General features: G+C 68.6%; 14 protein-coding genes. 8 read left to right on the plus strand and 6 right to left on the minus strand.

Annotation, left to right across the window (positions count from 1 at the left end):
- Positions 1-1,299 (minus strand): metallophosphoesterase, encoded by a 1,299-nt coding sequence (locus tag E6J58_14970; protein ID TMB36191.1) that lies wholly within the window; start codon positions 1,297-1,299, stop codon positions 1-3.
- Between E6J58_14970 and E6J58_14975 the strand changes: the two genes are divergently transcribed.
- From E6J58_14975 to E6J58_14985, 3 genes are all read left to right on the plus strand, one after another.
- Positions 1,236-1,694: an AgmX/PglI C-terminal domain-containing protein gene (locus tag E6J58_14975; protein TMB36192.1), complete on the plus strand. Its 459-nt coding sequence runs from the start codon at positions 1,236-1,238 to the stop codon at positions 1,692-1,694. The genes E6J58_14970 and E6J58_14975 overlap by 64 nt on opposite strands.
- A gap of 80 nt (positions 1,695-1,774) precedes the next feature.
- Positions 1,775-3,490 (plus strand): malto-oligosyltrehalose trehalohydrolase, encoded by a 1,716-nt coding sequence (treZ, locus tag E6J58_14980; GenBank protein ID TMB36193.1) that lies wholly within the window; start codon positions 1,775-1,777, stop codon positions 3,488-3,490.
- Positions 3,397-4,401, plus strand: coding sequence for a ribonuclease Z (locus E6J58_14985; protein ID TMB36194.1), 1,005 nt, complete (start codon positions 3,397-3,399; stop codon positions 4,399-4,401). The genes treZ and E6J58_14985 overlap by 94 nt, the downstream gene beginning before the upstream one ends.
- Here E6J58_14985 and E6J58_14990 read toward each other — a convergent pair.
- Both E6J58_14990 and E6J58_14995 read right to left on the minus strand, forming a co-directional pair.
- Positions 4,398-4,937, minus strand: coding sequence for an FHA domain-containing protein (locus tag E6J58_14990; protein TMB36195.1), 540 nt, complete (start codon positions 4,935-4,937; stop codon positions 4,398-4,400). The two genes, E6J58_14985 and E6J58_14990, sit on opposite strands and share 4 nt — an antisense overlap.
- Positions 4,895-6,031, minus strand: coding sequence for an aspartate kinase (locus tag E6J58_14995; GenBank protein ID TMB36196.1), 1,137 nt, complete (start codon positions 6,029-6,031; stop codon positions 4,895-4,897). Before E6J58_14995 ends, E6J58_14990 begins: the two co-directional genes overlap by 43 nt.
- 131 nt (positions 6,032-6,162) lie before the next feature.
- Between E6J58_14995 and E6J58_15000 the strand changes: the two genes are divergently transcribed.
- From E6J58_15000 to E6J58_15020, 5 genes are all read left to right on the plus strand, one after another.
- Complete coding sequence (locus tag E6J58_15000) at positions 6,163-6,909, plus strand: ABC transporter ATP-binding protein (GenBank protein TMB36197.1); 747 nt, start codon at positions 6,163-6,165, stop codon at positions 6,907-6,909.
- A 6-nt stretch (positions 6,910-6,915) separates the two neighbouring features.
- Positions 6,916-7,701 (plus strand): ABC transporter permease, encoded by a 786-nt coding sequence (locus E6J58_15005; GenBank protein TMB36198.1) that lies wholly within the window; start codon positions 6,916-6,918, stop codon positions 7,699-7,701.
- 4 nt (positions 7,702-7,705) lie between these two features.
- Entirely contained in the window at positions 7,706-9,217 is a 1,512-nt protein-coding gene (locus E6J58_15010; GenBank protein ID TMB36199.1) for a hypothetical protein, read from the plus strand.
- 7 nt (positions 9,218-9,224) lie between these two features.
- Entirely contained in the window at positions 9,225-10,640 is a 1,416-nt protein-coding gene (locus E6J58_15015; protein TMB36200.1) for a DUF4340 domain-containing protein, read from the plus strand.
- Positions 10,641-10,708: 68 nt separating this feature from the next.
- Positions 10,709-10,960 carry a DNA-directed RNA polymerase subunit omega gene (locus E6J58_15020; protein ID TMB36201.1) on the plus strand — a complete coding sequence of 84 codons (252 nt, stop codon included), beginning with the start codon at positions 10,709-10,711 and terminating at the stop codon, positions 10,958-10,960.
- A gap of 77 nt (positions 10,961-11,037) precedes the next feature.
- Here the strand turns inward: E6J58_15020 and E6J58_15025 are convergent, their stop codons facing one another.
- Genes E6J58_15025 through E6J58_15035 form a run of 3 tightly spaced genes read right to left on the minus strand, consistent with a single transcriptional unit; the run spans position 11,038 to position 12,522 of the window.
- The gene (locus E6J58_15025) at positions 11,038-11,268 is read right to left on the minus strand and encodes a hypothetical protein (GenBank protein TMB36202.1); all 231 of its coding nucleotides are present in this window, start codon (positions 11,266-11,268) and stop codon (positions 11,038-11,040) included.
- Positions 11,269-11,284: 16 nt separating this feature from the next.
- Entirely contained in the window at positions 11,285-11,947 is a 663-nt protein-coding gene (locus E6J58_15030; protein TMB36203.1) for a hypothetical protein, read from the minus strand.
- Complete coding sequence (locus E6J58_15035) at positions 11,944-12,522, minus strand: hypothetical protein (GenBank protein ID TMB36215.1); 579 nt, start codon at positions 12,520-12,522, stop codon at positions 11,944-11,946. Before E6J58_15035 ends, E6J58_15030 begins: the two co-directional genes overlap by 4 nt.
- Positions 12,523-12,571: the final 49 nt, after the last annotated feature.

Below are 12,571 nucleotides of genomic sequence, written 5' to 3' on the forward strand. Positions count from 1 at the left end.
TCACGGCGTAACGAGCGCCAGGTCTTCGTTCGTGTCTTCGGCGGTCGTCAGCGTCAGCTCGGTGACTTCGGGGCGGGCGCCGAGGCGGACCATCGGCATCACGGACCCGGCCCCCCGGTTGACGTACAGGTAGCTGCGTCCGGCGCGGTACAGGCCGGCGACGAACGGCGTGATCAGCCGCGCCAGCGAAAGCGACCGGTGCAGCCAGAGCAGCGCGACCTGCCCGCCGTGGGTGTGACCGGAGAGCTGCAACTCCACTCCGAGCTCCTGCGCGCGCAGCCAGGTGTTCGGCTGATGCGACAGCAGCACGGTAGCGGTGCCTTCCGGGCGTCCGCGAAGCGCCCCGCGCAGATCGAACCGGCCGCTCCAGGGATCGTCGACGCCGCACAGCCAGAGCCCGTCCCCGTCCCGCTCGAGCAGGACGCCCTTGTTGCGCAGGACGCGGATCCCCGCCCGCTCCAGCTCTTCCTCGACGGCGTCGGGGCCCGCCCAGAAGTCGTGGTTGCCCAGGCAGGCGTAGGCACCATACCGGGTGGGAATGGAAGCGATGGCCTCCGCCGCGTGCCGCGCGAAGGCAGGGGAGTTGTGCACGATGTCGCCCGTCACGACCAGCACGTCGGGATGCAGACGTGCAGCGCGGCGGGCGATGGCATGGAGCCGCTCCTTGGTCACGTGGCGGCCGGCGTGGAGATCGGAAAGCTGGACGATCCGGACACCCCGCCATCCCCCGGGAAGGCCTGCGACCGGGATGGTGACCCTCTCCCGCCTCAGAACGCGCGCCCCGAAGAGCGTCCCGTAGAGCGCGAGCCCGAAGGGAGCGAGCGCGAGCCACACCGGCATCGGCGCCGGACCGAGGTGCGCGACGGTCCAGCCCGCGCGGAGGATCGCGTAGAAGAGGCTGCCCAGCCAGAAGGCTGTCCAGGGTGTCTGCACCGTCGCCGCGAGAAACCGCGGGAGGCGCGCGCTCTTCTTCCGGCGGAGGACCTCGGCGAGCATCGGGAGATTGAGCGCGAGCAGGAGTCCCGGCACGGACAAGCCGAGGGCGAGCTGCCCTTGGGCGGCGAGCCAGCGCACCAGATCGGACGCCGCCACGACCTGCGGCAGCAGGGTCAGACCCAGGATGAGGATGTAGAAGCGCGCCCTACGCATCTCTGAAAACCTAACCTGCGGCGACGCACCGCGCATTCCGGGGAAAATTGACCCATCCGGGGTGATGCTCCTACTCTCACCGGAAGATGCGGAATCTCTCTGCTTGCGCACGGTTGCAGCTCCTGGTCCCGCTGCTCGCATTCGCGGCATCCGCGGCGGAGCCCCGCCCGGAGACCGCGCCTCCGAAGCGCGCCTCGATGACGGTGGAGAGCGAGGACCCGGCGGAGGAACCCCCACCACCGGTCCCCCAGGGCGACGAGCGCCGCACGATCGGCGACTACATCCGCGACAACAGCGGACCCATCCGCGAATGCTACGAGAAGCGGCTCCAGGAAAGGCCGACGCTGCAGGGAAAGCTGGTCGCGCGGTTCGACATCGGGCCGAGCGGAAGAGTGATCGGCGCGACGGCCGAGGGGATCACCGACCGCGAGCTGATCGCCTGCGTCCTGGCCGCAGTGCGGAAATTCGAGTTCGACAAGCCGCATTCGGGCGGCAAGTTGCGCATCGCCTATCCGTTCAAGTTCGAGCCGCGGCCCGCGAAGTAGCCGCTGCTGCACCGAAAGGTGCGGCTTTGCGGCCATGCAGTGGGCTGTACAGGTTCCGGGATACGCCCTAGCGTTGGCAGATGACCTGGAAGCCCTGGCTCGGAGCGGTTCCCGATGCGGCCGGCACACACTTTCGCGTCTGGGCGCCGAAGGTCGACGCGCTCGCCGCGAACGTTCTCGGTGGACCGACGGTGCCGCTGCGGCGCGACGCCGAGGGCTACTTCACCGGACGCGCGGACGGCGTCCGGTCGGGCGCACGCTACTTCTACCGCTTCCCGGATGGACGCGAACGGCCCGACCCCGCTTCGTTGCTGCAGCCGCAGGGCGTGCACGGGCCGAGCGAGATCGTGGATCTGGCGGAGATCGCGCCCCGCTCCGCGCGCGCGCGCGTGCCCCTCGAAAAGCTGGTCTTCTGCGAGATCCACCTCGGCACCTACACGGTGGAGGGCACCGCCGATGCTGCCGCGCGCTACATGCCCGAGCTGGCGGAGGCGCTCTACACCGCTGTCGAGGTCATGCCGGTCGCTGCGTTCGCGGGGCCGCGCAACTGGGGCTACGACGGCGTCGCGCCGTTCGCCGCGCAGGTGGACTATGGTGGTCCGGCGGCGCTGGCCCGACTGGTCGACGCGGCGCATGCCGTGGGCCTGAGCGCGTTTCTGGACGTGGTCTACAACCACCTCGGTCCGGAGGGCGCCTACCTCGGCGAGTATGGCCCGTACTTCACTTCCAGGCACAAGACTCCGTGGGGCGACGCGCTGGACTTCTCGCTTCCGCCCGTGCGCCGCTACTTCGTCGAGAACGCGCTGCGCTGGGTTTCGCGCGCCGCGGGTGGGTTCGACGGCCTGCGCCTGGATGCGATCCACGGCATCTACGACGACTCGCCCAGGCACATCCTGCAGGAGATCGCGGAGGTCGTGCACGCCGAGGGAGCGCTGGTGATCGCCGAGAGCGACCTCAACGACGTGAAGCTCGTCGAGCGCTACCACCTCGACGGAAGCTGGGCGGACGACCTGCACCACGCCATCCACGTGGCGCTCACCGGCGAGTCGCAGGGCTATTACGCCGACTTCCAGGATCCGATGCCGAAGATGGTCGCGGCCATCGAGCGCGGCTGGTTCTACGAGGGGCAGCACAAGCCGAGCTTCGGGCGCAAGCACGGAACGCCAGCCGCGCATCTGCGAGCGCGTCATTTCGTCGTCTGTGCGCAGAACCACGACCAGATCGGCAACCGGGCGCGCGGCGAGCGCCTCACCGAGCTGACCGACGTGGGAGGCGTGCGCGCGGCAGCGGCCGTTGTGGCGCTCCAGCCGGCGCTGCCGCTCTACTTCCAGGGAGAGGAATGGGCGGCTCGCGAGCCGTTCCAGTACTTCGTCTCGCATACCGACCCGGCCCTGGTCGAGGCTGTGCGCAAGGGGCGCCAGGAGGAATTCAAGGGCTTTGCCTGGAGCGACGTGCCCGATCCGTTCGGGGAAGAGACGTTCCGGCGCAGCCGGATCGATCGCTCGCGCAAGGACGAGGAAGCGCTGCGCTGGCACCGGGCGCTCTTGAGGCTGCGCCGCGACCACCCGGTGCTCCAGAACGATTCGCGCCAGGGCGTGCGCGCGTCGGCGCAGGGAAAGACGCTGCTCATGCGGCGCGGCCCGCTCCTCGTCGTCGCCGCCTTCGACCCGAAACCGTCGGAGGCGAAGTTGCCCGAGGGCCGGTGGCGTCCGCTGCTCGACTCCAGCGGCTCGGAGTTGCGCGGCGACCGCCTGCGGTTCCAGGGGCGGGGCGCGGTCGTGCTGGAGCACGGGTGAGGCTGAAGCTCGTCCCGCTCGGCACCAGCGCCGGCCGCCCTACGCTCCTGCGCGGCGCCTCCGCGCTGGCCGTCGCCACCGAGGGCGCGTGGGTCCTCTGCGACTGCGGCGAAGGAGCGCAGATCGCGGCGCTGCGCGCGGGGCTTTCGCTCTCCCGCCTGGATGCGGTGCTGATCACGCACCTGCATGGCGACCACTTCAACGGCCTTCCGGGGCTCCTCGGAACGCTGGGGTTGGAAGGCAGGCAGCGACCCCTGGTTGTCGCGGGGCCCCCGGGCATCACGGCGCTGCTGCAGCATCTGGAGCGCGCTGGTTCGCTCGGCACCGGCGACATGGAGGTGCGGGTTCTCGAGCAGCAGGGAAATGGCGGCGAGGTCCGCATCGAGGGCTCGCAGTTTCTCGTCGAGAGCCGGCCGCTGGCGCATCGCGTCCCGACGTATGGGTTCCGGGTGGCGCTGCCCGACCGGCCTGGCACGCTCGACGTCTCGCGATCCGACGCCGCGGGAGTGCCGCGCGGACCCTTGCTTGCGGACTTGAAGGCGGGACGGGCGGTGACGTTGCCGGACGGGCGCGTGGTGGGGCCGGAGGGGTTGGTCGGACCGCGCCAGCCCGGAGCGTCGATGGCCTACGCCCTCGACACCGTCCCCTGCCCCTCTTCCGTCGAGCTCGGACGCGGGGTGGATGCTCTGGTGCACGAGGCAACGTACGAGGACGCCCGGGCGGCGCTCGCGCACGAGCGGGGCCATTCCACCGGCGTGGAGGCGGCGCGGATCGCCGCGGAAGCGGAGGCAGCGGCGCTGGTGCTGACGCACTTCTCGCCGAGCGTGAACGGGGACAACCTGGCGGAGGAGGCGAAGTCGATCCACCCGCGCATCACCGTGGCGGAGGACCTCGCCGAGATCGCGATCTAACGGAGTTCCGCGCGCAGCCGGAGATATCCGGCGAGGCGCAGCTCGTCGCCGTGCTGGAGCACGCGCCTGTGCATCTTCCGGTCGCCGAGGAACGTGCCGTGCTCGGTGTTCATGTCTTCGGCAACCCAGCCTTCCTGGCCGTGCGTGACCATCAGGTGTTTCGTCTCGATCTGCGGCGAATTGATCCAGACGCTGCAGTTCTTGCCGCTGCCGACGACGCACGGCAGATCGATCACCTCCACGGGCATCCCGCGGCCGTCCAGGCCGCGCCCGTCGAGCAGCAGGTAGAGCCGCTGGGGCAAGGGACCGCCGGATGGCGCCGGATGCGCGGCGGGCTTCTTCGCCGCCGGTTCGGGCAGCGACGCCTCGAGCTCGCGAAGAGCGCGCAGCTCCGCTTCCTCCTCGGAAAGACCGAGCGCCTTGGCCACCCGCGCCCGCACTTGCTCGAGCTCCGAGGCCTTCTTTCGACCGCTGGTCTTCGCGGGCATGGGCTTCAGCTCCTTTCCACGAATTCCGCGTGCAACCGGCGCACGCATTCCTTTGCGCTCTCGCGCGGCACCAGGAAAGCGATGCGGAGTGGCGCAACGAGCACCCCGTGCGGCTCCAATTCCAGCGCCCGCCTTGCCCGCTCGAGCGGTTCCTTCGACGCGCCGATCCCGGTGCCGACGACGCTCACCTGGGCCAGGCCCTCCTCCACCTCGGCGACGGGGCGCAGGGCGTCGAGCAGCGCCGGCAGCCCGTGCACGTTCTCGAGTGGCACGACCGCCTGCGCGTCCCAGCATTCGCGCGGCCACGCCCCGTGCGTGGAGAGGACGTCGAGGATGGCCCGACGGTCGCTGCCGCGCACCACCAGGATCTCCGGATCGAGCGCGACGCCGGAGACGCGGAGCTCGCGCGTCGCCGCTCTCTTCACCAGCGACCCCGGCCCGCTCTGGAACGTGCTGCGGGCGTGGATGGTGATGCCCCGATCCCGCGCGAACTCCACCGCCTGCGCATTCAGCACCTTCGCGCCGGCCAACGCGAGCTCCTGCATCTCCTCGTGCGACAGCTCCGGCAGCCGCCGCGCGTTGGCGACGATCCGCGGGTCCGCGCTGAAGACGCCGTCGACATCGGAGCAGATCTCGCAGAGGTCGGCCTGCAGCGCCGCCGCCAGCGCCACGGCGGTCGTGTCGCTCCCCCCGCGCCCGAGCGTCGTCACTTCCTTCTCCCGGGAGACGCCCTGGTAGCCGGCGACGATCACGACCTTGCCGCGCTCGAGGGCCTCCAGGATCCGCACGGGCCGCACTTCGACGATGCGGGCGTTGGTGTGCGCGCCGTCGGTGATGATTCCGCTCTGTGACCCGGTGAAGCTGACGGCGTCCACGCCCCGGTCGTGCAGGGCCATGCCGAGCAGCGCCATGGAGATCCGTTCGCCCGCCGTGAGCAGCATGTCCAGCTCGCGGCGGTGCGGGTCGTCGGTCACCTTCCGGGCCAGCGCGAGGAGCTCGTCGGTGGTGTCTCCCATCGCGGAGACCACCACCACGACCTGCTGCCCCCCCTCTCGTGTCTGCGCCACCCGGGCCGCCACGCGACGGATCTTCGCCACGTCGGCGACGGAGGAGCCGCCGTACTTCTGAACGATGATTCCCACGACTTCAGTCTACCCTGCCCGGCCGCCCGCCTGCTTGACAGAGAGCCGCCTTGCTCTAGATTGCCGCCGCCTTTCGGGAAGGGCTGCAATGCCGGCGGTGTTCTCAAGCCGCCACGTGTGGGGAAAAATCGATGATTGAAGTCTCTCACCTGCTGAAGAGCTACCGCGATCTCAAGGCGGTCAACGACGTCAGCTTCAAGGTCGCCAAAGGCGAAATCCTCGGCTTTCTCGGTCCGAACGGCGCCGGCAAGACCACCACCATGCGGATGATCACCGGCGTGCTCCCACCGACTTCGGGTACGGTGAAGGTGGCCGGCTTCGACGTCTTCGAGCAGCCGATGGAAGTGAAGAAGCGCATCGGCTACCTGCCGGAGACGCCGCCGGTCTACACGGACATGACCGTGCGCGCGTACCTGCGCTTCGTCGCCGAGATCAAGGGCGTTTCGCGCAAGGCGCGGGAAGCCGAGGTGGATCGGGTGGCCGTCAAGACCAATTCCGACAAGTTCGTCCACCGCGTGATCGGAAACCTCTCCAAGGGCCAGCGCCAGCGCGTCGGCCTGGCGCAGGCGCTGCTCGGCGACCCGGAGGTGCTGATCCTCGACGAGCCCACGATCGGTCTCGACCCTGCCCAGATCATCGAGGTGCGCGAGCTGATCAAGTCGCTGGCCGGCAAGCACACCATCGTGCTCTCCACCCACATCCTCCCCGAGGTGGTGGCCACCTGCCAGCGCGTGCTGATGATCGCCCAGGGCAGGATCGTCGCCGACGATACGCTGGCCGGACTGCAGAAGGCCCACGCCAGCGCCGCCACCGCCGACGGCGGGATGGGGCCCGCTCCCTCTCTCGAAGAGATTTTCCTCAAGCTCACCTCGGCCTGACCGACCATGAAAAACGCCATCGCCATCGCCAAGAAGGAGCTGAACATCTACTTCGCGACCCCCATCGCGTACGTGATGTTCACGCTCTTCGTCGTCATCGGATCGTACTTCTTCCTCCGCCTGCTCAACGCCTACGAGCAGGCCTCGCTGATGTACATGCGCTTCAACGCCGGCGAGATGGCCAACCGCCTGAACTTCCAGGATGCCATCTTCCGCAACCTGTTCGGCAATCTGGGAGTAATCCTGATCTTCATCGTGCCCTTCCTCACCATGCGGCTGGTGGCGGAGGAGAAGCGGCAGAAGACCATCGAGCTGCTCTACACGACGCCGCTGACGCCGGGGCAGATCGTCTGGGGCAAGTACCTCGCCGCGCTCGCCATCCTCGTCTGCGCCCTCGCGCTCACCTTCACCTATCCGGTGCTGGTGCAGCTGGTGGCCAGGGACGCCAACGGCGTCGAGTGGCGCTCGGTCCTGCTCGGCTACCTGGGACTGTTCCTGATGGGCTCGGCGTACATGGCCATCGGGCTGTTCATCTCTTCGTTGACCGAGTCGCAGGTGGTGGCCGCGCTGATCACGTTCGTGGTGCTGCTCATGACCTGGATCATCGGCTGGACGGCCTCGGAAGCGGAGGGCTGGGTCCGCGACACCGTCACCTATCTGGCTTCCGTGACGCACCTCGATTCCTTCAGCAAGGGCACGCTCGAGCTGAAGGACATGGTCTACTTCCTCTCGATCATCGTCCTCGGCCTGTTCGCGACCAACCGCGCGGTCGAGGCGCACCGGTGGAGCTGAACCCATGAGTCTCAAGAACTGGGGCCGCATCGCCGGCCTTTTCGGACTGGTCGCTTTTCTCTACGCAATGCTCTGCTGGCTCTTTGTGACGGGCACGGTCCAGAGCATCGAAGTCATCGCGGCGATTCTGGTCGGCGTGGGCGGCATCGCGTTGTGGCTGTTCACGAATCGCCGCGAGCACCCGCTCGGGCGAGGCGCTTTCTACGGCGCCGTCAGCGCCATCTCCGCGCTGGTGCTGGTGGCGGCGCTCGCGGGCATCAACTACATCGCGGTGAAGAAGCCGAAGACGTGGGACCTCACCAAGGAGCGCATCTTCACCCTCTCCGACCAGACGGTCGGCGTGCTGAAGGGCCTTCGAGATTCGGTGAAGGTGGAGGCGTTCTACTCCGGCAGCGAGCCGGAGTACGTGGAGCTGGATTCGCGGCTGCGCCAGTACAAGGCGCAGACCGACAAGCTCACGGTGGAATTCGTCGACCCGTTCAAGCACCCCGGGCGGGTGAAGGAGATGAACATCTCCCAGAGCGGGCCCCGGGTGATCGTCAAGAGCGGCAACAAGGAGTCGCGCGCCAAGGAGATCACCGAGGAGGCGCTGACCAATGCGCTGATCGAGGTCTCGCGCGGCTCGACGAAGAAGATCTACTTCACCAAGGGCCACGGAGAGCACGCGGTGGCCGACAACACCGAGCGCGGCCTCAAGCTCTTCGTCGACAATCTCAAGGGCGAAGGCTTCCAGACCGACGAGATCGTCCTCGCCGAGCACAAGGAGATGCCGTCCGATGCCCAGGCGCTGGTCGTTGGCGGCCCGGTGGCCGCCTTCACCGACGGCGAGGCGAAGCTGGTGAAGGAGTGGGTGGAGAAAGGCGGCAAGCTGGTGGCCATGGTCGACCCCGGGACCCAGAGCGGCCTGGAGAGCGCATTCGAAGCCTGGGGCATTCATGTCGGCAAGGACGAGGTGATCGATCCCGAGGCGCAGAATCCGGAGGTCGCCATCGCCCAGACGTACGCCGAGCACCCGATCACGCAGCCGCGCAGCTCGCCGTTCGCGCTCGCCACCATCTTCCCGGTGGCCCGCTCGGTCTCGAAGAGCGCGTCGGCGCCTGCCACCTGGACGGTCACCGAGCTGGCGAAGACGGGGCCGCGCGCGTGGGGAGAGACGGGCCCGCTCTCCTCCGGCCAGGTGAAGTTCGATCCGGGGCAGGATCTCAAGGGGCCGGTATCGCTGGCGGCCAGCTCCACGAAGGGCGCCGAGTCGCGGGTGGTGGTGGTCGGGAACTCGCTGTTCGCTTCCAACGGCTACTACCGGCTCTCCGGCAACAAGGACTTCGCCCTGAATGCGCTCTCCTGGGTGGCGAAGGAGGAGTCGCGCATCTCCATCCGGCCGAAGCAGCGGCAGGGCAATCACCTCTTCCTCTCCGCCGAGCAGAAGCAGCGGATGACTCGGTTTGCCTTCCTGGTCATGCCGCTCGGCCTGCTCTTCGCGGGGCTCGCGGTGTGGCAGACGCGGAAGAGCCGGTAGGCGTGCCATGAAGCAGACCACGAAGACCTTGGTTGGCCTGCTGGTGCTCTTGCTCGTGGCGGGCGGGATCGCCAGCGTGGCGCTCTGGGCGGGCAAGGACGCGCAGAAGAAAGCGGAGGCGAAGGAGAAGAGCGAGAAGCTCTTCGACTTCGACAAGGCGCACGTCAGGGAGCTGCGGCTTTCGAAGGACGGACACCCGGTCGCGCGGCTGGTCAAGGGCGAGAAGAGCTGGAAGCTGGCGCAGCCGGTGGAGGCGGAAGCGGACGACACCGCGGTGGACTCGCTGCTCTCCTCGCTGTCCGGCCTGAAGCAGAAGAAGGATCTGCCGGACGAGAAGGATCTCAAGTCGTTCGGGCTCGACCAGCCGAAGCTGGAGGTCGCCGTCAAGCTGGACGACGGCAAGGAGCAGGGCGTCCAGATCGGCACCGACAACAGCTTCGACAACACGCTGTACGCGAAGAAGCTCGGCGACTCGACGGTGCGGGTGATCGACGCGTATCAGAAGACAGCCCTGGAGAAGACCGCATTCGATCTCCGCGACAAGAAGGTGGCGCACCTCGATGACGCCGCGGAGCTGAAGCGCATCGACGTGGCTGGCGTGAAATCGCCCTATGTGCTCGAGAAGGACGGGACCACCTGGAAGGTGAACGGCGCCGCCGCAGACGCAGGAGCGGCGGACCGGGTGGCGAGCGCGCTCAAGTCGCTGCGGGCGACGGCTGTCGCGGCGGAGAAAGCCGGCTCCCTGAAGGAGTTCGGTCTCGACAAGCCGAAGGCCACCGTCAAGCTGGCGGTCGCGGCGGGCAGCGACACGTACGCGCGCGTCGTCCGGATCGGCCAGGTGAAGAGCGGCGCGGCGCAGAAGACCTACGCCAAGCGCGAAGACAGCGCGACCGTGTATGAGGTCGACAAGCAGGTCCTCACCGACGTCGAGAAGGAACCGTTCGATCTCCAGAACAAGGAGCTGGTCAAGGTGGACCGCGAGGCTGTCCGCAAGCTCGTGTTCCAGACTCCCGCCGGCAAGGTGGAGATCACGCGGGTGAAGAATACGCCGCCCGACGGCGGGTTCCCGGACGAGGTCTTCACGGTGGTCGCTCCGCACCAGGGAGCGGCGAAGAAGTGGAAGATCTCGTCTGCGCTCTACTCCATAGCGTCGCTGCGCGCGGCGGCGTTCGAGGGGCCGGTGCCCGCCGCGAAGGACCTCGCCAAGTACGGCCTCGACAAGCCCAAGACGGTCACCCTGCTGGGCGAGGAAGACAAGGTGCTGGCGCGGGTCCGCGTCGGCAGTGAGAAGGACGGCAAGCGCTATGCGCTCGCCGACGGATTCGAGAGGCTGGTGCGGGTAGAGAAGGCCACCGCCGACGACTGGCCGTGGACCGCGACGGACGCGCTGGACGCGCCGCCGCCGCCTCAGGCAGCCAAGTAACCGGCCGAAACAGTTGCAGCGGCGCGGTGGATCCGGTATCCACCGCCCTCCCGTATCGAGGAGAAGAGATGGCCCGCGTCACCGTCGAAGATTGCCTGCCGCTCGTGGACAACCGGTTCGCGCTGGTCCTTCTCGCGACCAAGCGCGCACGGCAGCTCATGGCCGGGGCGCGGCCGCTCATCGAAGCGAAGGACAAGCCGCCGGTGCTCGCTCTGCGCGAGGTCGCGACGGGCAAGGTGCGCTTCGACCGCCCGGTTCGTGCTGCCCTCGAGGGTCAGTACGACAACGAGAAGCTGCCGGCGACGCCGCCGCGTCGCTGACGAATAGTTCCTCAGTCCCATGGCAGCGCGCGGACCACCGCGGCGCTGCGGGACAGCCGGCGCGACCCCGCGCCGGGCTAGTCCCGCGTCGGTTCCATTTCGCAGACGCACCCGGCGCCCGTCAGGTCCTGGGGCGCATCGGGCCTCACCACGAGCCTGCAGTTCGCGCCTTGGGCCTTGCAGAGCTGCTCCGCGTTCGCCCGGCGGGCGGCTGCTTTCGACGCGTGCCGCCGGACAGGCGTCGGCGCGGCGAGGACGACGCCCCAGCCGATGGCAACGGTCAAAAGCGCTCCCAGCAGAAGCTTCATGTCCGGACGACCGGGCTCAGGCCGCCCAGGCCACGGCCCCATGTGCGAAGGCGGAGAACTTTTCCCCACCTGCGAGCCGGTAGACGCGCCGCGCTTCGCGGAGCAGCGCATCGAGGCGCCCTTGCAAGACGTAACGTGCTTCCCAGGCGCGCGCGCACGCCGCGGCGAGCGCGGAGGCGAGGCGATAGCGGTCCCGCTCGGGCGCGGACAGTCCGGGGCGCAGCACGCTGCCCTGGAAAAGCCTGCGCCGAAGCTCCTGCGACGCGGTCCGGCGCCCGGTCGCCCAGAGCTGCAGAATCACCGCCAGATACTTGTCGATCTCTCCCTGCGCCTCCAGCTCGAGCTGCGACACCTGTCCGCCCTGCCGCGCCCGGTGCGCGACGTAGAGGAAGTGCGATACGCCCTCCGCCGCCGCGCAGAATCCGGCGAGCCGCTTCTCCGTCCACGGATCCGCCGCCGATCGCGCAAGCTGGGCCAGCACCTCGTCGTCGAGGAAGAGCGCGACGTGGAGCTCCTCGCCGTTCTCGCGCAAGAGCAACGCCTCGTGCGGGCTGGAGCGCGGCGCATGCCGCTCGCGAAACGCGCGATCGACGAGGAAGTCGCGCACCGGCGCGGCCTGGACTCCGTGGATCGATTGAAGAAGCTGCTGGAGCTGCGCGAGCCCAGCGAGCGCCCTCACTGCACAAACCCCCGCCGCGGCACGACACCCTGACGCACCAGGAGGCTCGCGAGCCGGTCGCTGCCGGTCTTCAGCCAGCGCTCGTAGAGCCGGACCAGCCCGGCGTCGTTGGACGCCAAGGTCCGTTCGCTCACCTCGTTCAACAGATCCACGAGGAGCCGGAACTTGTCCGCCAGCTCCTCCCAGAGGCTGCGCTCCATCGCGTGGCGGGCCACCGCGTCGTACGCCCGGCCGCCCATGGCGATGTAGTAGTCGACGTCGACCAGCGAGGATCTCCGGGCCAGGGAGTCGGGGAAGAATCCGGAAATGAACAGCGAGGTGTCCCCCAGACGGCGGAGGAGACGCAGCCGGGCGGGCCCTGCCTCGTCCAGCGCCTCCTTGAGCAGGAAGGCAAGCGGCTTCTGCTGCCAGGTCCCGTCCTCCGACTGGACGTAGAGAGCCTCGGAAGCGAGGAACTCGTGCAGCAGGTTGACCAGGTAAAGCTCCGTGAATGGCTGGACCTGGGCGCGCTGGTTTTCGATGGCCCTGGCAAGCAGGTCCCGGAAGAAGTCGCGGATGGACTGCGCGCTCAGGATGGGCTTCTCCGCCAAGTTACCTCCTCCCCTGAAAATAGTACGGCCCCCC

Source organism: Deltaproteobacteria bacterium (genome assembly GCA_005879535.1).
Classification (GTDB): domain Bacteria; phylum Myxococcota; class Myxococcia; order Myxococcales; family 40CM-4-68-19; genus 40CM-4-68-19.

Coding starts and splice junctions, on each gene's coding strand:
- E6J58_14975 (TMB36192.1), top strand. CDS start 1,236: ATGCGGAATCTCTCTGCTTGCGCACGGTTGCAGCTCCTGGTCCCGCTG.
- E6J58_14970 (TMB36191.1), bottom strand. CDS start 1,299: ATGCCGCGAATGCGAGCAGCGGGACCAGGAGCTGCAACCGTGCGCAAG.
- treZ (TMB36193.1), top strand. CDS start 1,775: ATGACCTGGAAGCCCTGGCTCGGAGCGGTTCCCGATGCGGCCGGCACA.
- E6J58_14990 (TMB36195.1), bottom strand. CDS start 4,937: ATGCGTGCGCCGGTTGCACGCGGAATTCGTGGAAAGGAGCTGAAGCCC.
- E6J58_15000 (TMB36197.1), top strand. CDS start 6,163: ATGATTGAAGTCTCTCACCTGCTGAAGAGCTACCGCGATCTCAAGGCG.
- E6J58_15005 (TMB36198.1), top strand. CDS start 6,916: ATGAAAAACGCCATCGCCATCGCCAAGAAGGAGCTGAACATCTACTTC.
- E6J58_15010 (TMB36199.1), top strand. CDS start 7,706: ATGAGTCTCAAGAACTGGGGCCGCATCGCCGGCCTTTTCGGACTGGTC.
- E6J58_15015 (TMB36200.1), top strand. CDS start 9,225: ATGAAGCAGACCACGAAGACCTTGGTTGGCCTGCTGGTGCTCTTGCTC.
- E6J58_15020 (TMB36201.1), top strand. CDS start 10,709: ATGGCCCGCGTCACCGTCGAAGATTGCCTGCCGCTCGTGGACAACCGG.
- E6J58_15025 (TMB36202.1), bottom strand. CDS start 11,268: ATGAAGCTTCTGCTGGGAGCGCTTTTGACCGTTGCCATCGGCTGGGGC.